Origin of the sequence: Halobacterium rubrum (assembly GCF_021729015.1) — an archaeon.
Classification (GTDB): Archaea; Halobacteriota; Halobacteria; order Halobacteriales; family Halobacteriaceae; genus Halobacterium; species Halobacterium rubrum.
In genome coordinates, this window is the sequence record NZ_JAJQQZ010000004.1 from 117,242 (window position 1) to 135,960 (window position 18,719).

The 18,719-nt window shown below is 71.9% G+C and carries 15 protein-coding genes and 1 pseudogene; 8 read left to right on the forward strand and 8 right to left on the reverse strand.

From position 1 onward, the window contains the following. The first annotated feature begins 92 nt into the window (after positions 1-92). The 4 genes from LT971_RS14595 to LT971_RS14610 all read left to right on the forward strand — a co-directional run bounded on the left by LT971_RS14595 (position 93) and on the right by LT971_RS14610 (position 5,661). Entirely contained in the window at positions 93-1,925 is a 1,833-nt protein-coding gene (locus LT971_RS14595; RefSeq protein ID WP_237007680.1) for a hypothetical protein, read from the forward strand. Continuing rightward, complete coding sequence (locus LT971_RS14600) at positions 1,922-3,391, forward strand: lipopolysaccharide biosynthesis protein (protein WP_237007681.1); 1,470 nt, start codon at positions 1,922-1,924, stop codon at positions 3,389-3,391. The genes LT971_RS14595 and LT971_RS14600 overlap by 4 nt, the downstream gene beginning before the upstream one ends. Positions 3,392-3,431: 40 nt before the next feature. Further along, positions 3,432-4,406 (forward strand): NAD-dependent epimerase/dehydratase family protein, encoded by a 975-nt coding sequence (locus LT971_RS14605; RefSeq protein ID WP_237007682.1) that lies wholly within the window; start codon positions 3,432-3,434, stop codon positions 4,404-4,406. 73 nt (positions 4,407-4,479) lie between these two features. Beyond that, on the forward strand, positions 4,480-5,661 hold the full coding sequence (locus tag LT971_RS14610; RefSeq protein ID WP_237007683.1) for a carboxylate--amine ligase: 1,182 nt from the start codon (positions 4,480-4,482) through the stop codon (positions 5,659-5,661). Positions 5,662-5,677: 16 nt separating this feature from the next. Here the strand turns inward: LT971_RS14610 and LT971_RS16585 are convergent. The 6 genes and pseudogenes from LT971_RS16585 to LT971_RS14635 form a co-directional block, all read right to left on the reverse strand. Next, a pseudogene (locus LT971_RS16585) lies at positions 5,678-5,968 on the reverse strand (DUF2891 family protein); the annotation flags it as partial. A gap of 42 nt (positions 5,969-6,010) precedes the next feature. Then, positions 6,011-7,627, reverse strand: a complete 1,617-nt coding sequence (locus LT971_RS14615) for an alkaline phosphatase family protein (RefSeq protein ID WP_237007684.1) — start codon at positions 7,625-7,627, stop codon at positions 6,011-6,013. A 30-nt stretch (positions 7,628-7,657) separates the two neighbouring features. Beyond that, positions 7,658-8,476, reverse strand: coding sequence for a ParB N-terminal domain-containing protein (locus LT971_RS14620; protein WP_237007685.1), 819 nt, complete (start codon positions 8,474-8,476; stop codon positions 7,658-7,660). A gap of 3 nt (positions 8,477-8,479) precedes the next feature. Next, positions 8,480-9,598 (reverse strand): Gfo/Idh/MocA family protein, encoded by a 1,119-nt coding sequence (locus tag LT971_RS14625; protein WP_237007686.1) that lies wholly within the window; start codon positions 9,596-9,598, stop codon positions 8,480-8,482. A 62-nt stretch (positions 9,599-9,660) separates the two neighbouring features. Then, a complete protein-coding gene (locus LT971_RS14630) occupies positions 9,661-10,239 on the reverse strand; it encodes a metal-dependent hydrolase (RefSeq protein WP_237007687.1) in 579 nt (192 codons plus the stop codon). 4 nt (positions 10,240-10,243) lie between these two features. Then, positions 10,244-11,272, reverse strand: a complete 1,029-nt coding sequence (locus LT971_RS14635; RefSeq protein WP_237007688.1) for a DUF1616 domain-containing protein — start codon at positions 11,270-11,272, stop codon at positions 10,244-10,246. Positions 11,273-11,558: 286 nt separating this feature from the next. Here LT971_RS14635 and LT971_RS14640 point away from each other — a divergent pair, with 286 nt between their 5' ends. Then, positions 11,559-13,004, forward strand: coding sequence for a right-handed parallel beta-helix repeat-containing protein (locus tag LT971_RS14640; RefSeq protein ID WP_237007689.1), 1,446 nt, complete (start codon positions 11,559-11,561; stop codon positions 13,002-13,004). Between the two features lie 47 nt (positions 13,005-13,051). On the opposite strand, the gene LT971_RS14645 is transcribed toward LT971_RS14640, so the two are convergent. After that, a complete protein-coding gene (locus tag LT971_RS14645; RefSeq protein WP_237007690.1) occupies positions 13,052-14,062 on the reverse strand; it encodes a CARDB domain-containing protein in 1,011 nt (336 codons plus the stop codon). Between the two features lie 210 nt (positions 14,063-14,272). Between LT971_RS14645 and LT971_RS14650 the strand changes: the two genes are divergently transcribed. The 3 genes from LT971_RS14650 to LT971_RS14660 are packed head-to-tail and all read left to right on the forward strand — an operon-like array spanning position 14,273 to position 17,981. Continuing rightward, complete coding sequence (locus LT971_RS14650) at positions 14,273-15,529, forward strand: glycosyltransferase family 2 protein (protein WP_336885803.1); 1,257 nt, start codon at positions 14,273-14,275, stop codon at positions 15,527-15,529. Positions 15,530-15,574: 45 nt separating this feature from the next. Further along, entirely contained in the window at positions 15,575-16,915 is a 1,341-nt protein-coding gene (gene glmM, locus LT971_RS14655; RefSeq protein WP_237007691.1) for a phosphoglucosamine mutase, read from the forward strand. Between the two features lie 43 nt (positions 16,916-16,958). Further along, the gene (locus LT971_RS14660) at positions 16,959-17,981 is read left to right on the forward strand and encodes a sugar phosphate nucleotidyltransferase (protein ID WP_237007692.1); all 1,023 of its coding nucleotides are present in this window, start codon (positions 16,959-16,961) and stop codon (positions 17,979-17,981) included. A 54-nt stretch (positions 17,982-18,035) separates the two neighbouring features. Here LT971_RS14660 and LT971_RS14665 read toward each other — a convergent pair whose 3' ends face one another. Continuing rightward, the gene (locus LT971_RS14665) at positions 18,036-18,719 is read right to left on the reverse strand and encodes a DUF7344 domain-containing protein (protein ID WP_237007693.1); all 684 of its coding nucleotides are present in this window, start codon (positions 18,717-18,719) and stop codon (positions 18,036-18,038) included.

Sequence of the window (18,719 nt, forward strand, 5' to 3'; positions counted from 1 at the left end):
AGCGTGACGCCAGCGGACGCCCTACGCTCCGCATAACAATCCACCAACGCATCGGACTCCAACCAACCAGCCCAACGGGGAGACAACTGCTCATGGCAACCCTCACACACCGCCTCTCGAAACTCGCGCTCGCCGCCTGCCTGTTCGCGTTCGCTGCCGGCGTCTGGGTCGCCCACCGGACGCCCGCGACCGGGTACGAACTGTCCATCTACGCCGCCACCCCCACCGCCACCTGGGTCGGCGTCGGCGCCGCGCTCGTCGTCGGCGGCGTCCTCGCGCTCACCGCGTCCCGCGAGAGCCGCCTCCACGACGCCGCACTCGTGGCCGTCGGGAGCGCCAGCCTCGCCGTGTTCGCGCTCCCGCTGCTTCGCGGGTACGCCTACCACGGCGGCGGCGACGCCCTCACCCACCTCGGCTGGGCGCGCGAGCTCGCCGACGGCAGCCTCGCGGTCACCGAGCTGCTGTACCCCGGCGTCCACACGACGAGCGTGATCGTCGCCGACGCCGCCGGCGTCGGCCTCCCGCGAGCGATGCTGTACGTCGTGCTCGTCGCCGCCCCCGTCGTCTATCTCCTGTTCGTCCCGCTGACCGTGCAGGTCCTCGGCGGCGGCCGGCGCGCGCTCGCCGTCGGGGCCATCGCCGCCGCGATGTTCGTGCCAGTCAACAACGTCAGCGTCCACCCCGTCGCGCACCCGACCAGTCAGGCCATCCTGCTGTCGGCGTTCGTCTTCTACCTCCTGTTCGCGTACGTCGCCGCTCCAGCGGCCGAACGCACCGCCTCGAGTCCCGCGCCCTCGGGCAGCCGCTCACGGTTCGGCGCCGTCACCGGCCTCGGTGCTCTGCTGGCGGCCGCAGCGGTCGCGTTCGTGTTCGTCCACCCCCAGCAGGCCGTCAACCTCGCGTTCGTGTTCGTCGCCGTCGCCGTCCTCCGCGGACTGCTGCGATACTGGACCACCGGCCCGGCGACACAGCACCGGCCGGTGTACGCCCAGACGGCGGTGCTCGTCGCGGCGCTCGCCGTCTGGGCGCCGCGCTTCGAGCGGGTGGGCGGCGCGACGGAGGCGACGTTCAGCAGCCTGCTCGCCCGCGGCGCGACCGCCGGCGGGGTGGTCTCCCAGCGCTCGGCGTCACTCACGGAGGTCGGCGGCAGCCTCGGCGAACTGTTCGTGAAGCTGTTCCTCCCCGGCGCGGTGCTGTCCGTGCTCACCGCCGGCCTCGTCGGTGTCGTGCTCTACCACCGCTTCCGGGCGCACGACGACGCGCTCACCGGCTACGCAGCGGCCAGCATGGTCCCGCTCACCGGGGCGTTCGTCGTGATGTTCGCCGCCGACCTCGGCGACCAGTACTTCCGCTATCTGGGCTTCCTCATGGTGCCCGTGACCGTGCTCGGTGCTGCCGCCGTCGGCCGGCTGGCCGACCACCTCGACGCCACATCCGGCCGGCACGTCGGCGCCGTCGTCGCCGTCGTCCTGCTCGTCGGCATGTTGCCGGTCGGCGCGATGGCGGTCCACCCCTCGCCGTACATGTACCAGCCGAACAGCCAGGTCACGGAAAGCGAGTTCGGCGGGTACGCCGCCACGTTCGAGACCCGCGAGGAGAACGTCCCGTTCACCGGCATCAGGGGCGGCCCGCGGCGCTTCGTCGACTACCACTACGGGACCGAGTACACCGACCGCCAGCTCGAGTTCCCGGGTGACCGCGCGAGCATCCCCGAGGGCGTCTTCGCCGCCGGCAACTACACGACCGCCTACGAGGCCGACCGGTACATCACGGTCACGCGGGGGGCGTACCTCCGCGAGGTCGTGATGTACGACGGCTTCCGGTATCCGGCGTCCGGCTTCGAGGCCTTCGAGGCGACGCCCGGCGTGAACCGCGTCCGGTCGAACGGCGGCTACACCCTCTACCGCATCGAGACCGAGGAATGACGCTCGCCGACCGCCTCGCCAGCGGCACGAAAGCCGTCTTCGGCGGGAACCTCGTCGGGATGGTCTCGCAGGCGGCGCTCGTGCTCGTGCTCACCCGGGTGTTCCTGACGCCCGACGAGTACGGCGAGCTGAACTTCGCGCTGTCGGCGTTCGGCGTCGTCGTCATCCTCGCGACGCTCGGCCTCCCGAAGTCCGCCGCCCGCTACGTCACCGAGTTCGCCGAACGCGACCCCGGACAGGTCCCCCACGTCGTCCGCGCGTCGGTCGGCTACCTCTGCGCGCTAGTCGCGGTCGTGGCCGGAGCCACGCTGCTGTTCGGTGGCCCCCTCGCGCGGTTCGTCGGGACGCCGTCGCTGGTTCCGTTCGTCGGGCTCGGCTCGGCCTGGGTCGCCGCCCGCGCGTTCACGTCGTACTTCGGCGCGCTCTTCCAGGGGTTCAACCGGGTGCAGTGGAGCGCCAAACTCCGCGTTGTCACCCGGCTCGGCCAGTTGCTGTTCGTCGTCGCGTTCGTCGCGCTCGGGTTCGGCGTCGCCGGCGCGCTCGCGGGCTACGTCGCCGGCCTCGCGGTCGCTGCCGTCGTCGGCGGCGTCGTCGCCTACACGAAGTTCTACCGGGCGTACGAGCCCGCCGCCGAGCGCGCTGAGGGGCTCTCTCGCCGGCTGCTCGAGTACAGCGTCCCCCTCACGGCGACCCGGGGTGCGAACGTCCTCGACAAGAAAGTCGACACCATCATCGTCGGCGTGTTCACCGGGATGGCGGGCGTCGGCTTCTACACCGTCGCCAAACAGGTGTCGAACTTCGCGTCGATGCCCGCCGCCTCATTCGGCTTCACGCTCTCGCCGGCGCTCGGCGAGCAGGCCAACCGGGAGAACGGCGAGCGCGCCGCCCGCCTCTACGAGCAGTCGCTGTCGTACGTCCTGCTGGCGTACGTCCCGGCCGCCGTCGGCCTCGTGCTCGTCGCCGACCCGATGGTCCGCTACGTCTTCGGGAGCGACTACCTCGGCGCCGTCCCCGTCGTCCAGGTGTTCGCCGGGTTCGTGCTCGTCAACGCCGTCAACAAGATCACGACCGACGCCCTCGACTACCTCGGGCGGGCACGGGAGCGAGCCGTCGTGAAGGGCGCCAGCGCCGTCGCGAACGTCCTCCTGAACCTCCTGCTCGTCCCGCTGTACGGCGCCGTCGGGGCGGCGGTGGCGACGGTCGTGACGTACACGGCGTACACGCTCGCGAACGTCTACGTCATCCACGACGAACTCGGCCTGCGGGTCGGCCGGGTCGGCCGCCGCATCGGGCTCGCGTGCCTCGTCTCGCTGGGGATGGCGGCGGCCGTCGTGGTCGTCCTGCCGTACGTCTCCGGCGTCGTCTCGCTGCTGGCGACCGTCGGGCTCGGCGCCGGCATCTGGGGGCTGCTCGCGGTCGCCAGCGGCGCGGTCGACCCGGCCGCAGTGCGGCGGTTCGTCGCGTAGCCGGACCATAACAATTCCCGCGCTCGCCGACGCAGTTGGCATGCCAGCCACGCCACCGGCGACAGCAGCAGCAGCCGACCGCGCCGACAGACTCGCCGGCCAGACCGCCCTCGTCACCGGCGGCGCCGGGTTCGTCGGGAGCCACCTCGCGGAAGCGCTCCTCGACCTCGACGCCGACGTCCGCGTGCTCGACGACTTCTCCTCGGGCCGACGCGAGAACGTCCCCGCCGGCGCCGACGTCGTCGAGGGCGACGTCCGCGACGCGGAGACCGTCCGGTCGGCGGTCCGGGGCTGCGACGTCGTCTTCCACCAGGCGGGCCTCGTCTCCGTGCCGGCGTCCGTCGAGGACCCACTGGCCAGTCAGGCCGCCAACGTCACCGGCACCCTCCACGTCCTCGAAGCCGCCCGGGACGCCGACGCCCGCGTCGTCGTCGCGTCCAGCGTCGCCATCTACGGCAACCCCGACGAGACGCCCGTCTCGGAGGGCGACCCGAAGGACCCCCAGTCGCCGTACGGCGTCGACAAGCTCGCCATCGACGCCTACACGCGGCGCTACCACGACCTCTACGGGCTCGAGACGGTCGCGCTGCGGTACTTCAACGTCTACGGCCCCCGGCAGCGCGCCGGCGACTACAGCGGCGTCGTCTCCACGTTCCTCGAGCAGGCGGGCTCCGGCCAGCCGCTGACCGTCCACGGGGACGGCACCCAGACGCGGGACTTCGTCCACGTCTCGGACGTCGTCGACGCCAACCTCGCCGCCGCCACGACCGACGCCGCCGGTCGGGCGTACAACATCGGCACCGGCGACAGCGTCGAAATCCGCGAGCTCGCAGACCTGATTCGGACCGTCAGCGGCACCGACGCGGGCGTCGTCCACACCGACGCCCGCCCCGGCGACGTCGAGCGCAGCGAAGCCGACGCCGCCCGTGCCCGGCGGGAGCTCGGCTGGGAGGCCACTGTCAGCCTCGCCGACGGCCTCCGGGACCTCGCTGAGAACGCCGTTCGTGCGCGGTGACTGCCGGGGGTAGCGCCCGCTTACCCGGCTTTCGCTGTGGCTACTGATAGCCACTCGGTCGCTATGGCGGAGCATGGACCCGTCTCACGGCCGGGCGCTGGTGCCGTCCGGGAACGACGCGTCGGCGTACACGTGCCTGCGGTCGCTGGCCGACCACGGCATCGGCACGGTCGTCGCGTCGGACAAGCCCAGTCCACCCGCCGCAGCCTCCCGGTTCTGCGACGAGTTCGTCGACCTACCGTCGCCACGCGAAGACCTGCTCGCGTACCGGGACGCGCTCCTCGAGCACGCGGCCCGCGACGACGTCCACACCGTGATTCCGGTGCGCTGCGAGGACGGCTACCTGCTGTCGCGGTACCAGTCGCTGTTCGAGGAACACGTCTCGGTCGTCGCCCCGTCGATGGAGACACTGGAGGCAGTGCACGACCGCCTGCTGCTCGCCGAGGCCGCCGAGGCCGCCGGCGTGCCGGTGCCCGAGACGCGGCCCCTCTCCGGGGTCGACGACTGGGACGACGCCCGAATCGTCAAGGCCCGGTACAACGTCCTCGCGGACGCCTACCTCGACGACTTCGGCGAGCGGGACGTGGACGTCGTCAAGGACCTCCACCACGTCGCCGCCGGCGACGCCGTCGACGCCGACAGCGTTCGGGAGTCGATGCGCCACGACCCCATCGTCCAGTCGTTCGTCGAGAAAGCCGGCGAGTACATGGTCGCCGCGCTCTGCGTCGACGGCGAGGTCGTGTCGTCGTTCCAGCACCGCCAGCTCCGCGGGAACTCCTACACGGGCGGCGGCGGCGTCTACCGCCGCTCGATGTACGACCCCGACCTCGAGTCCGTCGCCGTCGACCTCCTCGAACACCTCGACTACCACGGCCTCGCCTGCATCGAGTACATGCGGGAGGCCGGCACCGGCGACTACGTCCTCACCGAGATCAACCCCCGCATGTGGCAGTCGTTGCCGTCGACCGTCCACGCCGGCGCCGACTTCCCCTGGTACTACTGGCTCGCCGCCGCCGGCCGCGTCACGGACGTGGCTGACGACTACGAGATGGGCGTCGGCACCCACCTCCTGCACGGCGAAGCCGGCCACCTCGCGAGCGTGCTCACCGACGACTCGCCGAACGTCCCCCGGCCGACGCTCTCCGGGACGGCGTGGACCATCCTCGCGTCCGTGGTCGCCGAACCGCACTTCGACTACCTGAAAGCCGACGACCCCGGGCCGTTTCTGGCCGGCGTCCGGACGATGCTGTCCTGACGCCTACGTCGACGCTCTCCCGGACGGCGCGCTCGTCGGGGTGGTCGTCGAACAGCCGGAGCTGTCGGACGAGCGCCCCGTGGCTGTGGACGGCCGAGTGCCAGTCGTAGCAGCCGCAGAAGACGGGGTGGGTGTCGCTCGGGGCGTCGACGCCGTCGGCGGACTCGGCCTCCCGGACGTAGTGGGGGTACTCGGTCGCCACCGACGCCAGTGGGTGTTCCGCGAGGCGGCTCGCGTGCTCGTCGGTCAGCCAGTCGCTGCGGCCCGCGAGCAGCGTCCCGGTGTCGACCGTCTCGAAGTCGTCCATACCGTGGGCGCTCTCGCCCCAGTCATAGGGCTGTGGGCGGGCCTACTCGATGTACCCCAGTCCCCTGAGGCGGTCCTCGACGTCGCTGGCGTCTCCGTCGACGCCCCGTTCTCCGCCGGGGTCGCCGGCGTCGTAGTCGAGGTCGACGTACGCCGGGTCCCGTGCCGCCGGCTCCCCGTCGGGTTCGAACGCCGCCTGAAGCACGTTCCCGTCGACGTGCTCGGGCACGGGGTCCCCGATGGCGTGCAGCACGGTCGGCGCCACGTCTACGACGGAGGCGTCCCGGACGCGGCTGCCGCCCTGCATCCCGGGTCCCCACGCGAAGAACACGCCCTCGGGCCGGTGGCCGGCGGCCTTCGTGTCGGCGTCGTGGAACACCTCCTCGGTGAGCATCGTCAGCACCTCGTAGCCGCCTCGGCCCGACAGCACGAGGTCGGGCGCGCTGTCGTCGCGCGGGAACAGGTCGCCGCCGTCGGCCACGTCGAAGACACGGTCGCCGGTCTCGGGGTCCGTGACGCCCTCGAACAGCTCGACCAGTTCGGCCTTCACCGCCGGGCGCTGGGCGGGGTCGACGACGCCGTCCTCGAAGCGCGCGGTGTCGTTCACGTAGACGTTCCCGGCGCCGTGGGCGAACGCCGCCGTGTTCGCGTGGTCGACGTCGTAGAGGCTGTGCTCGCCCGGCACCTGCATCGCCGCGACGTCCACGAACCCCTGCGGGACGTAGTCGACCAGCGCCTGCTCGCTGATGCCGATGCGTTCGAGCTTCGACAGCACGCTGTCCTTGTCGATGCCGAGGCCCGCGAGCACGCCGCGCACGCCGGACTGCTCGTGGGGCACGAGGTAGCCGGCGTCCTCGAGGAGCTTCGGCGCCGACACCACCGTCTCGTTCGGCCCGAAGCCGTGGTCCGAGACCACCGTCAGCAGCGCGTCGTGCTCGGCGGCGTACTCCATCACGTCCCCCACAACGTCGTCGAATCGCTCGTACCACGACAGCAAGACGTCCTCGTCCCAGACGAGGTGCTGGAGGCGGTCGGGCGCCGTGTACACGAAGAAGAACAGCCGCCAGTCGTCGCCAACCCGCTGCTGGAGCGTCTCCCGGAGTGCGTTCCGCGCCGCGAGGAGGTCGGCGAGGTCGTCCTGGAACTCGCCCTCGCGGTCGGCGTACTCCCCCCAGTCCAGCCCGATCTCGTAGCCGGGAATCTCGTCGGCGACCGCGTCGACGAGGCCCGGCGGGTGCGCGAACCCCTCGTCGCGCCGCGGCGTCATCATCCCGGAGACCACTGCGCCGTCGACGTCCGTGGCGGGGTACGTCATCGGGACGTTGCCGGCGACTGCCGGCTCCACGAGCTCCCAGAGCGCGGGTCGGGCGACGTCCCCGCTCGTGTTCATCCGGTGGGTGTGGTCCGATTGCAGCCGCTGGAAGTCGTAGACACCGTGCTGGTCCGGCCACGTCCCGGTCGCGATGGAGGGCCACGCGAGCGCAGTGTGTGCAGGCGTCGTGCTCTCGAGGACGCCGCTGGCGCCCTCGTCGAACAGCCGCCCGAAGTTCGGGAGGTGGCCGGCCTCGACCCAGTCTCGCAGCAGTCCCCACGGCACGCCGTCGAGCCCGAGGACGACTGCCCGGTCGGCTCCTGGCGGCTCGCTGTCGGAGTCGGTCATCGTGCCCGACGACTCGGTGACGCGGCTTCGTTATCCGCTACTTGTCACCGTCTCACGGCTCTCTACCGGCAGGTCGGGGTGTTCCGGGTCGGCGTCCACAGGCTCGCCGCGAGCCGCCGCGTCCCGGGTCGCCTGCCAGTCGGCGTGCCGCCAGAGCACGCGCACCGGAATCTCGTCGAGGCCCAGCAGCTTCGCGATACAGAGCCGGTTGCGGCCGTCGGCGAACAGCACCTCGCCGTCCCGACCGACGTGGACCGCCACCTCGTTCTTGCGTCGCTCGGTCGGCAGCCGGGGCGGGCGGCCGAGCGTCGGGTCGTCGGCCGCCGCGAGCTCGGCCTGTGACTGGAACCCCTCGGTGGCGATGGACTCGTAGAGGTCGTCGAGGCGCTCGCAGCGCGCCTCCAGGGCCGCCCGCGAGTCACAGCCCCAGCGGGTCTGCCCGCGCTCGATTTCGGCGACGACGCGGTCGAAGAACTCGGTCTCCGTCCACGGGACGCCGTCCTCGAAGTGTGCCTCGTACGCCCGGTAGACGTCGAGGTCGATGAACCGACGGTCGACGAGGTCCCAGTCGCCACCGCACACGACGCCCGCCCGGCGGTACATCGGCCGGGCCTCGTCCGCAACGCGTTCGATGCGCGCCGGGTCGACGTGCACCAGCCGGTAGGGCCGCGGCGGCGCGTCGTATCGGAGCTGGTTCTGCATCCGGGTAGTGGCGACGTACGCCCTCGCGTACCGGTCGCGGGCGACGACCAGCCACGCTGCGAGCCCGCGCGGGGTGGCACCAGACGCCAGCCGGCCGGCACGGAGCACCGTCCTGTCGACCGCCCGCAGCATCGACCTGAACGCCATCGGTCAGTCGTCGTCGTCGACGGCGGTCTCGACGGCGTCGCCGTGGCGGTCGGTGTCCCGTTCGGCCGCCGACCGGACGGCCGCCATCAGTTCCATCGTCCACCGGGACTCCGCCAGTGGCACGGGCATGTCGGCGTCCCCGAGCAGCGCGCGCGCCTCGGCATCTGTCTGGTAGTAGTGTGGGTTCAGCAGGCGTTTGGACTCCCAGTCGTCGCCGCGCTGGCGGCGCAGGACGGCGCGGGCGTTCGCGACGGTGCCGGCGATGCGGTCGGCGGCCTGGTCGACGTTGTTGCGGGCCCGAGCCACCGCCGACGCCTTGTAGTCCCGGTCGTGCTCCAGCAGCGTCTGCGAGACCAGGTCCACGGTCAGGGACTTCTCCGTGCCGTGGAGCAGCACCATCCGGACCGGCCGCGTCCCCCCGAGCACCTGCACCGTGCAGAGCGTGTCGTCCTCGGAGACGAACTGGAGCTGGGCGGCGTCGTACGCGAAGTCGCGGTCGTAGCTGCCCTGCGTGGCGGTCGACGCCTGCACGCTCGCCTCGCTGCGGGGGTAGCCGGCCGCCCGCAGCGCGAGGTAGAACGGGTGTGGTAGCCCCTCCTCGAACTCGCCGCCCGCCAGCTCGAACGTCCACGCGCCCCGGTTGGGGTCGTCCGGCAGGCTCGACCCCGTGTAGACGACGTCGACTCCCCGGACTTCGCCGAGCTCCCCGTTTCGCTGTTGCTGCATCGCCGCGCGCATCACCGGCACGAAGTCGTGGTTGTGGACCTCCGTGACGGGGACGCCGTGGCGGTCGCTGTGCGCGGCGAGCTCCTCGAACTCCGCGACGGTCTCCGTGATCGGCTTCTCGATCTGGACGGGGACGCCGGCCTCGATGGCGAGCTTCGCGATGGCGAGGTGGGTCTGGACGGGCGTGCAGACGTGCAGCCAGTCCAGGTCGGCGCCGTCCAGCAGCGCCTCGGTGTCGTAGTAGGCGTCGATGCCCCAGTCGGCAGCGAGGTCGTCGGCGGTCTCCTCGTCGACGTCGCAGACGGCGACCAGCTCCGTCCGGGGGTTGTCCGCGAGCGCGGCGAGGTGTTTCCCCGAGACGGTGCCGCCGCCGACGACAGCGGTTCGCAGTGTCATCGTCGGAAGCACCCGGCGTCGGCGCATTGTTATGAAGCCGCTATCGACGGCCGGCGGTACGCTCATACTTCTTCCGGGTGGGGAGAGAGCCGCCGGCGGACGGCCGACAGCACGGGCGTGCCGTCGACGACCCAGACGGCGAGAGCGACCGCCAGCAGCCCGATTTCGGCGGCGAGGTAGACGGCGCCCCGGGGCGTCGCGAGGAAGGCCAGGAACGCACCGAGTAACTCCCGGAGGTGCGGCAGGACCGAGTCGGCACCGCCCCGGACCGGGACGACTGGCCAGAACAGAAAGCCTGCGCGGAGGTCACCGCGCACGACCAGCGGGTAGAGCACGTCGGCAGCGAGGTGGCTGCCGTAGCCGAGGACGAACGCGGCCGACAGTCGCTGCGACCCTCGCCACGCGCCGAGCAGTCCCGCGAGCCCCGCCAGCGGGAGAGCGGTGAACAGCGAGTGCGCGAGGGACTTCCCGGCCGGCAGGACGTCGAGGCCCCACGCCAGCGGCTTGTCGACGAGGTCGGGCGCGAGGGCGGCGACGCCGACGACGAGCGCGCCCCTCGTCGAGGGCGGTTCACCCCAGACGAGCCGGCTCACGCCCGAGTACGCGAGGTAGCCGACGGCCAGGTGTTCCCACGGCCACATCGGCTCAGGACTCGGCCGGTGCCGACACGTCCACCCACAGCGTCAGGTGTTCGGTCGCCGTCCCCGCCGAGGGGTCGGCCGGCGGCTCGCCGTCGTAGACGAGCACGCGCAGCCGGAGGTCCTCGCCCAGCGTCTCGGGCGTCACCGACAGCTCCCGCTCGACCGTCTCCCCGGCGGCCACCGACAGCGTCTGTCGGTCGAGTTCGCGCTGTTCGAGGACGGTCACGGACTCCCCGTCCGTCCGCACGCGCTGGAGGACGACCACCGCCACGTAGTCGGTCGCGGCGCCCTCCTGGTTCTCGACCGTGAGCGTGTACTCGGCCGGCTCGCCGGCGGTCAGGTCCGTGGCGTACCCGCCGGTGGTCAGGTCCTCGCCGGACCCGGTCGCCAGCGCGGCCTCGGTGTAGGTCTCGCCGGTCTGGGGCGCCGCGAGCCCGACGGCGAGCGCCGCGACCGCGACCACCAGCGCGCCGGCGAGCGCGACGTTCAGGACGGCGTCCACGCTGCTGTCCGCGTCGACGGTGCCCTCGCGCACCTCTCGGGCCCACCGCTGGACCGGTAGCGTCGCCCGGTCCATCGGCGGCAGTCGCGCGCGCCGGACGCCGGCGAGCAGCCCGCTCGCGACCGTCACCCCGACGACGCCAGTCACCAGCGGCGCCGTCGCGAACGACTGCCCGACGACTGACACCGCCAGCGCGAGCAACACGAGGAGGACGACGGACGTCCCGACGGCGAGTGCGCCGCGTTCGACCCACTCGACGCCGGGCCGCCGCAGCCGCTCTGCCAGCACCGCCCCGCGGTCTTCTGGCGCCGGCGGCTCCGCCGGGAACAGCGCGGCGACGACGGCGTATCCCGGCAGGACGAACAACAGTGGGCCAGCAAGCAGGACTCGGAGCGGGCCTTCGACGACCCCGCCGACGGCCAGCGCACCCACTGCGAGTGCGTAGGCGACCGTCACCACGAGGTCCCCGAACTCGCCGAGCAGGCCACCCGCCGTCGAGAACCCGCTCTCGGCGCCTCTGGCTCGCCTCATCGCCACTCGACCTCCCGTTTGTGGGGTGCGTCACGGAACATCTGAACGTCGGGGTGGACGACCAGCCCGTGGTTTGTTATGGGTGGCGTACCGGTGAGTCGGGCCGCTTGGCTCCGCTCGGCAGGTGGCTCCGAAGCGAGCGCCGGCGACCCGACGCCTGGCTGTCGTGGCCCGCCGGGTCACGGCGCGTGTAAGCTCGGCTTTCAGTAGTTCGCCACGGAGACCCCTCGATACGGCGGAAAGAGCCGGCTTACAATGTGTCCTTACAGCGTCGACCCGATGACGTATGCTCCACTTACAGGCAGCCGGGGGCCGCGGGGCAACCGCGCTCACCGCCGCAGTTCTGGTCGTCGCCGCCACCGCCGGCGTCCCGGTCGCCGTCGCCGCGGACAGCACCGCCGGAGCCACCGACGTGTCGACGTGTCGGACCATCGACTCGCCGGGGCTCTACGAACTCACTGCGAACGTCACTGACGCACCCTCCTCGGGCTGCCTCGTCGTCACTGCCGACAGCGTCGTGCTGTCCGGGAACGGCCACGGGCTCGCCACAGCGAACGGCAGCGAGCCGGGCGTGCTCGTGCGGGACGCGACCCAGGTGAGCGTCAGCGACCTCGTCGTCGACGGCTTCGGGACCGGCGTCGCCTACCGGGGCGTCGACGGCGGCGGCCTCATCGACATCACCGTCACGAACGCCACGACCGGCGTCGCCCTGTCTGACGGCACCGCAGACGTGATGGTCGACTCCGTCACCGTCACGAACGCCACGACCGGCGTCGCTGTCACCGGTGACGGTCCGTCGAACGTCGTCTCCCGGAGCTCGCTCGGAGCGCCGAACGCGACCGGCATCGCCGTCTCCGCGCCGGGGACGACGCTCGCCGGGAACGACGTCGTGGACACCGCCGCGGGCATCCGGGTCGCCGGCACGCGTGACACCGACGTTCGCGGGAACACCATCACGAGGGCGACGGTGGGCGTGGTGGTCGACGACGCCGGCGGCGTCACGGTGGCGGACAACCGAATCGTGGACTCGGTGAGTCGCGGCGTCCAGGTCGCCGGCGACCTGCCCCCGCGGTTCGACCCACCAGTCCGGGAAACCGCCCGCGTGCCACACCTCACTCCGTCCGTCGTCGCAGCGATGGACACCACGCCCCACGAGGTGAGGAACAACACCATCGCAGGGGGCAGAGACTACGGCGTCCTCGTCGCCGACGTCGAGGACGCGACGGTGGCAGCGAACAGCATCTCTGACACCGAGGACGGCATCGGCATCGGCGAGACCGAGGGTGTGCGCGTCCTGAACAACTCCGTCGCCGGCGTCGGCGACGACGGCGTCCACCTGGCGAACGCCGACCGCAGCACGGTCGCCGGCAACGACCTGACCGACAGCGGCGACGACGGCGTCTACGCCGTCGGCGCCGAGAACCGCGTCCTGAACAACACCGCGACGAACAGCAGCGACGACGGCATCGACGTCCAGAACAGCACGCTCGCCGTCGTCAGGAACAACAGCGTCGCCGGCAGCGGCGACGACGGCGTGTTCCCCCGGAACGTCCGCAACGCGTCGGTCGCCGCGAACTCCCTCTCGGACAGCGGCGACGACGGCGTCGACCTCCGCGCCGTCACTGCGACGTCAGTGACGGAAAATCGGGTCTGTGGCGTCGGCGACGTCACCGTCGTCCAGCGCCGCGGCGCCGCCAACAACACCGTCGGGAACAACACGGTCGTCTGCTGACGCACTCCCCGCCCTCCACGCTCGTCGCTCGCGAGTGCTGCCCGCGCTCAGTCACGCCGCCACAGCAGCAGTGCAACGGCGACCACGCCGCCGACGACGGCGACGACGGGACCGAAGCCGGGCGTCTCGGAGGCCGACTCCACGACCGGGTCCTCGGCAGTCGTCCGGGGCTGGCTGTCCGCTGTCACCTCGAACGCGGCGGAGCGGTCACCGACGACTGCTTCGTAGCTCCCGGGCTCGTACACCGTCCGGGTGAACGTGACCTCGGTCGTCTCTCCCGCAGAGAGCGTGACGTCCCGGACTGTCACCACTTCGCCGAACAGCTCAAGCGGGACGCTGACGGTGCCATTCGCCTGGCCGTCGTTCTTGATCAGCGCCGTCACGGTCACGTCGCTGCCGCCCGACAGTGACGCCGGCGAGGCGCCGACGGAGAGGACGTCCAGCGCCGGCTGCTTCGGCTCGACAGCCACGAAGCGGTTCCGGCCGGCGTCCACCTCGAAGCTGTGGTTCCCGGGCGTCTCGAACGTGTAGACGAACGTCTCGGTCCGTGACTCGCCGGGTTCGAGCACGAACTCGCGGCTGTCCACGACGTCGTCGCCGATCTCGAACTGCACGACCTTGCGGCCCGCCTCCGTGCCGTTGTTCGTCGTCGTCGCCGCCACGACCAGCGGCTCGCCGACCACGCTCGGCGTCCGCAGGACGGTCACCGCTGCCGACCCGACGTTCGGCCGGGGGGCGCGCGTCTCGTTGCCCGAACTCTCGTTTCCGGCGACCGATTCGTTACCGGAACTCTCGTTTCCGGCGACTGATTCGTTGCCCGCTCCGGAATCGTCGTCTCCGTCGTCTTCGTCGTGTTCGTCGAGCACGAACAGGAAGCCGGTGGGAGCGGACTCGAAGCCGGTCGAATCGTCGTGGTCGTCGACACTCGGCAGGTCAGTGGCGTCGGCCGACGCGTGCGTGGTGGCAGCGGCAGTCGCCGGTGCGATACCGGCGGTCGGCGCGGCGACGACAGCGGCGACCATGGCGACGACGACGAGCGAGTGGACCCTCGTGTGCATTGCCGAGTCACTGCCGCCGAACGAGGCTTTGTTATGTGCGCGTTTCGCGACGCCGCCCTGCGAAAGCACTGTCTATCGGGGACGGCGGACGGGTCAGATCGACCGACGCGTTCGGCCCGCTAGACGGTAGCAGGCGCCCAACTCGCGGCCGGTCTCACCAAGTGCTCTGTAACAATACAGACGCCGAGCCTACTCCGGGCCGACAGCCGAATGTACCGAGCACACACCGTCGGGGTCGTCGTCCCGGCGTACAACGAGGCCGGGTTCGTCGGGGACACCATCGGTTCGGTGCCCGGATTCGTGGACCGCGTCTACGTCGTCGACGACGGCTCCACCGACGGGACGTGGCAGGAGATTCGGGCCGCCGCCCGGGCCGAGAACGACCACTACGAGTCGGGGGTGTTCCCGGAGCGCGTCGTCCCCATCCAGCACGACGAGAACCGGGGCGTCGGCGGCGCCATCAAGACGGGGTACCTGCGGGCTCGCGAGGAGGACCTCGACCTCGTGGCGGTGATGGGCGCGGACGGCCAGATGCAGCCGGACGCGCTCGCCGACCTCCTCGACCCCGTCGTCGACGGCCGCGCCGACTACGTGAAAGCCAACCGCTTTCTCGGCCGGACGAGCCGGGGCGAGATGCCGCGCCTGCGGTTCGTCGGGAACGCGATGCTCGGTGCGCTCACGAAGATCGCCAGCGGCTACTGGCGCACCGGCGACCCGCAGAGCGGCTACACCGTCATCTCGCGGCGGGCGCTGGACGCCGTCGACATCGAGGAGATGTACGAGTTCTACGGCTACTGCAACGACCTCCTCGTGAAGCTGAACGTCGCCGGGATGCGCGTGCTCGACGTCCCCCACCCGCCGGTGTACGGCGACGAGGAGAGCCACATCCGGTACCGGTCGTACGTGCCGCGGGTGTCGGCGATGCTCGCGCGGAACTTCCTCTGGCGGCTCAAGACGAAGTACCTCGCGTTCGACTTCCACCCGCTCGCTGGCGCGTACGCGGCCGGCGCCACGGCTTCGGTGGCGGGGCTCGCCGGGCTCGCCTGGGCCGCCCCGGGGGTCGGCAGCGTCGCTACACCCCTGGCGCGGTTCGGGGCCGCGCTCGCGTTCCTGCTCGTGGGCGCGCTGGCGTTCGTGGCGGCGATGTGGATGGACATGCGGGCCAACGACCACCTCGGCGGCACCGTCATGCCGAACGACCCCGAGCCCGTGGCGAGGACCGACGCGGACACACCGGCAGTGTCCAGCGACGTCGAAGCGCCGGCCAGCCGGCCGGTGCCGGACGGCACACTCGAGGCCGACGGCGAGGGTGCGACGGTCGCCGTCGAACTCGCGCCGGGCGAGTGGGCTGCTCTGCTTGACGCGGCCGCCACGGACGGCGGCGACCCCGAAGACGCGGCGGCCGCGCGGCGGCTCCGGGAGCGCGTCAGGGCTCGCCTGCGGGACCCCGAGCGCGCGGCGGACTGAGCTACGCGGGGACTAACTAACTCCGTGCCGGGAGGCAGTTCGGGCATGTTCGGAACCAGCGGTATCCGCGGCGAATTCGGCACCGACGTGACGGCGGCGCTGGCGCTCGACGTCGGCCGGGCGCTCGCCTCCACGGGTCGGTCCCGGGTCGTCGTGGGCCGCGACCCCCGGGAGACCGGCCGGCTGCTCTCGGACGCGGTGACGGCGGGCTTGCGGGAGTGCGGCGCTGACGTGGCGTGTCTCGGCGAGGTCCCGACACCGACGGTCGCCCGGGCGGTCGGCTGGCTCGACGCCGACGCCGGCGTCGCCGTGACGGCCTCGCACAATCCGCCCGCCGACAACGGCCTCAAACTGTGGGGCGCCGACGGGTCGGCGTTCGTCGGCGGCGACCAGACCGCCGTCGTGGAGCGCGTGGAGCGCGGCGACTACGAGCCCGTGGCGTGGGACGCCGTCGGTGACCGCTGGATGGAGTCGGGCGCTCGCCAGCGGCACGTAGACGCCGTCGTGGACGCCGTGCGCGTCGACGGTGCCCCGGAGGTGGTCGTGGACGTCGGTCACGGAAGCGGGCGTCTGACGGCGACTGCGCTCCGCAGACTCGGCTGCAGGGTGACGACGCTGCACGCCCGCCCCGACGGGTCGTTCCCGGCGCGGCCGAGCGAGCCGACGGCGGACCACTGCACGGAGCTCTGCGACGTGGTGGCGTCGAGTGACGCCGACTTCGGCGTGGCGCACGACGGCGACGCCGACCGGATGCTCGCGGTCACCGGCGACGGCGAGTTCGTCCCCGGGGACGCACTGCTCGCGCTGTTCGCGCGCCGCGAGGCCCACGACGGCGACCAGGTCGCCGTCCCCATCGACACCAGCATGGCGGTCCGGGAGGCCCTCCAGTCGGTCGGCGCGACAGTGACGTTCACCCGGGTCGGGGACGGCTTCGTCGCCGACCGCGCCAGCGACGACGGCGTCGCGTTCGGCGGCGAACCCAGCGGCGCCTGGATCTGGCCGGCGCTCTCACTGTGCCCGGACGGAACGCTGGCCGCCGCGAAGCTCGCCGCGCTCGTCGCCGACCGCGGGCCACTCGCCGACCTCGTCGCTGCCGTCCCCTCGGTCCCCATCCGGCGGAAGAACGTCCCCGCCGACGAGAACGACGCCGTCGTCGAGCGCGTGCGCAGTCGCATCGCCGACCGCTACGAGAACGTCACGAACGTCGACGGCGTGCGCGTCGACCACGACGACGGCTGGTTCCTGGTGCGCGCCAGCGGCACTCAGCCGCTCGTCCGCATCACCGCGCAGGCGGACGACGAGCACCGAATGGCGTCGCTGTTCGACACCGCCAGCGAACTCGTCGAGGCGGCCGTCGACGACCTCGACGCCGGCGTGAAACGATAGCGCGCGAATAACGAGGAGTGTTCCGTGCCTCGCGTCCGTCGTCATGCAGACAGTCATCCTCGCTGCGGGCCGCGGCACCCGGATGCGTCCGCTCTCCGACGTCACGCCGAAACCGATGCTGCCGGTCGGCGACCGGCCGCTGGCCGCGCACGCGGCCGACGCCGCCGTCGCCGCCGGCACCGACGAACTGGTGTTCGTGGTGGGCTACCGCGCGAGCCACGTCAGGGCGCACTTCGGCCGGGAGTACCGGGGCGTGCCGGTCAGGTACGCGACCCAGCCGCGGGCCGACGGCACCGCCGACGCCGTCAGGGCGGCCCGCGAACTCCTCGACGGCGACCGCTTCGCCGTCGTGAACGGGGACAACCTCTTCGACGAGGCCAGCATCGCCGACCTCTTCGACCGAGAAGCCGGGGTCGCCGCCCACCGGGTCGCCGACCCGTCGGAGTACGGCGTGCTCTCCACTGCCGGCGAGACGGTTACGGGCGTCGTCGAGAAGCCCGACGAGCCGCCGTCGAACCTCGCGAACGCCGGCGCGTACGTCTTCCCCGCGTCGGCCGTCGACGAGCTCGACGTGCCGCCAAGCGAGCGCGGCGAGCGCGAACTCACGGACGTGCTCGCTCGCGTCGTCGACCGCCGGGACGTGGCGGCAGTCGAGGTCGATCGCTGGCTGGACGTCGCCCGGCCGGGTGACCTCCTGCGGGCCACCGAGCTCGTGCTCGGCGACGAGGAGTGCACCGGGGTCGCGGCGGGCGCCGCCGTCCACCCGGACGCGACCCTCGAGGGGCCGGTCGTGGTCCGGCGGGGCGCGTCGGTCGGCGCCGACGCGACTGTCACCGGGCCGGTAGTCGTCGGCCCCGACGCCGAGGTGTCCGGCGGGTCGACGGTCGAGCGGTCGGTGCTGCTGGCCGGCGCCGGCGTCGCCCCCGACGTGACGCTGCGGGGCGTCGTCGTCGGGCCGGACTGCCGGCTGACCGGGAACTGCATCGCGGGCGTCACCCAGGAGAACGGGCACGGCGCGGCGTCGGTCGTCGCCGGGGAGCCCGCCACCACGCCGCTGGAGTACTAACAGCACCCACCGCTGTTCGCTGTTCTCTCACCGACACAAGGTGTGTCGGTGCGGTTACGCCTCGTCGAAGAAGTGCCGCCAGCACGTCACGCACAGCACGAACGCCAGGAACACGACGACCAGCGCCGTCGCGAGCGTCGCGGCGCCGGCTGCCTGCGCACCGAAGAACAGCACCGCGAAGCCCACGGATGCGCCGACGTACACTGACTCCACGGAGTCCTCCTCGGCCTGCTCGCCGACGTCGAGGTACTCGTAGAGCCCGTCGACGTTCTCGCCGGGGTCGATGCGGCCGCGGTTCTGGTCGAAGTCGACGACGCCGGCGTCGTCCATCTTCGGCAGGTGGCACTGGTAGAGCCCGATGTAGACGCGCTTGCGCTGCTGGGCGTCCAGCTGCTTCACCGGGATGTCGTTCTCGATGGCCGCGATGTGTTCGGCGAGCTCGCCGATTGTGACGGTCTCCTCCGTGTCACGCAAATACTCGAGGACGAGGCGACGGCGCTTGTTCTTGAGTACCTCGAAGGTCACGTCCAGCGGTAGTTCGATGTCCTGTTCGCCTCCGTCGTCGGCTGCGTCGTCCGGGGCGTCCCCCACGTCCCCGCCGGCGTCCGGCGTCTGCGGTGATGGTGGGTCCGCTTGGCTCCCCGAGTCGGCAGTTCCGGTGGTTCCCTCGAGCATGTCTGAAGTGGTATCGTTTGGCGTGGTCGTCGCGCTGTTCCGTCGTGCTGGGTCTGTCGCCAT

What these genes read in the sequence shown, in the direction of transcription:
- LT971_RS14595 (WP_237007680.1), top strand. Translation starts at nt 93, where the DNA reads ATGGCAACCCTCACACACCGCCTCTCGAAACTCGCGCTCGCCGCCTGC.
- LT971_RS14600 (WP_237007681.1), top strand. Translation starts at nt 1,922, where the DNA reads ATGACGCTCGCCGACCGCCTCGCCAGCGGCACGAAAGCCGTCTTCGGC.
- LT971_RS14605 (WP_237007682.1), top strand. Translation starts at nt 3,432, where the DNA reads ATGCCAGCCACGCCACCGGCGACAGCAGCAGCAGCCGACCGCGCCGAC.
- LT971_RS14610 (WP_237007683.1), top strand. Translation starts at nt 4,480, where the DNA reads ATGGACCCGTCTCACGGCCGGGCGCTGGTGCCGTCCGGGAACGACGCG.
- LT971_RS14615 (WP_237007684.1), bottom strand. Translation starts at nt 7,627, where the DNA reads ATGACCGACTCCGACAGCGAGCCGCCAGGAGCCGACCGGGCAGTCGTC.
- LT971_RS14620 (WP_237007685.1), bottom strand. Translation starts at nt 8,476, where the DNA reads ATGGCGTTCAGGTCGATGCTGCGGGCGGTCGACAGGACGGTGCTCCGT.
- LT971_RS14625 (WP_237007686.1), bottom strand. Translation starts at nt 9,598, where the DNA reads ATGACACTGCGAACCGCTGTCGTCGGCGGCGGCACCGTCTCGGGGAAA.
- LT971_RS14630 (WP_237007687.1), bottom strand. Translation starts at nt 10,239, where the DNA reads ATGTGGCCGTGGGAACACCTGGCCGTCGGCTACCTCGCGTACTCGGGC.
- LT971_RS14635 (WP_237007688.1), bottom strand. Translation starts at nt 11,272, where the DNA reads ATGAGGCGAGCCAGAGGCGCCGAGAGCGGGTTCTCGACGGCGGGTGGC.
- LT971_RS14640 (WP_237007689.1), top strand. Translation starts at nt 11,559, where the DNA reads ATGCTCCACTTACAGGCAGCCGGGGGCCGCGGGGCAACCGCGCTCACC.
- LT971_RS14645 (WP_237007690.1), bottom strand. Translation starts at nt 14,062, where the DNA reads ATGCACACGAGGGTCCACTCGCTCGTCGTCGTCGCCATGGTCGCCGCT.
- LT971_RS14650 (WP_336885803.1), top strand. Translation starts at nt 14,273, where the DNA reads ATGTACCGAGCACACACCGTCGGGGTCGTCGTCCCGGCGTACAACGAG.
- glmM (WP_237007691.1), top strand. Translation starts at nt 15,575, where the DNA reads ATGTTCGGAACCAGCGGTATCCGCGGCGAATTCGGCACCGACGTGACG.
- LT971_RS14660 (WP_237007692.1), top strand. Translation starts at nt 16,959, where the DNA reads ATGCAGACAGTCATCCTCGCTGCGGGCCGCGGCACCCGGATGCGTCCG.
- LT971_RS14665 (WP_237007693.1), bottom strand. Translation starts at nt 18,719, where the DNA reads ATGGCGACAGACCCAGCACGACGGAACAGCGCGACGACCACGCCAAAC.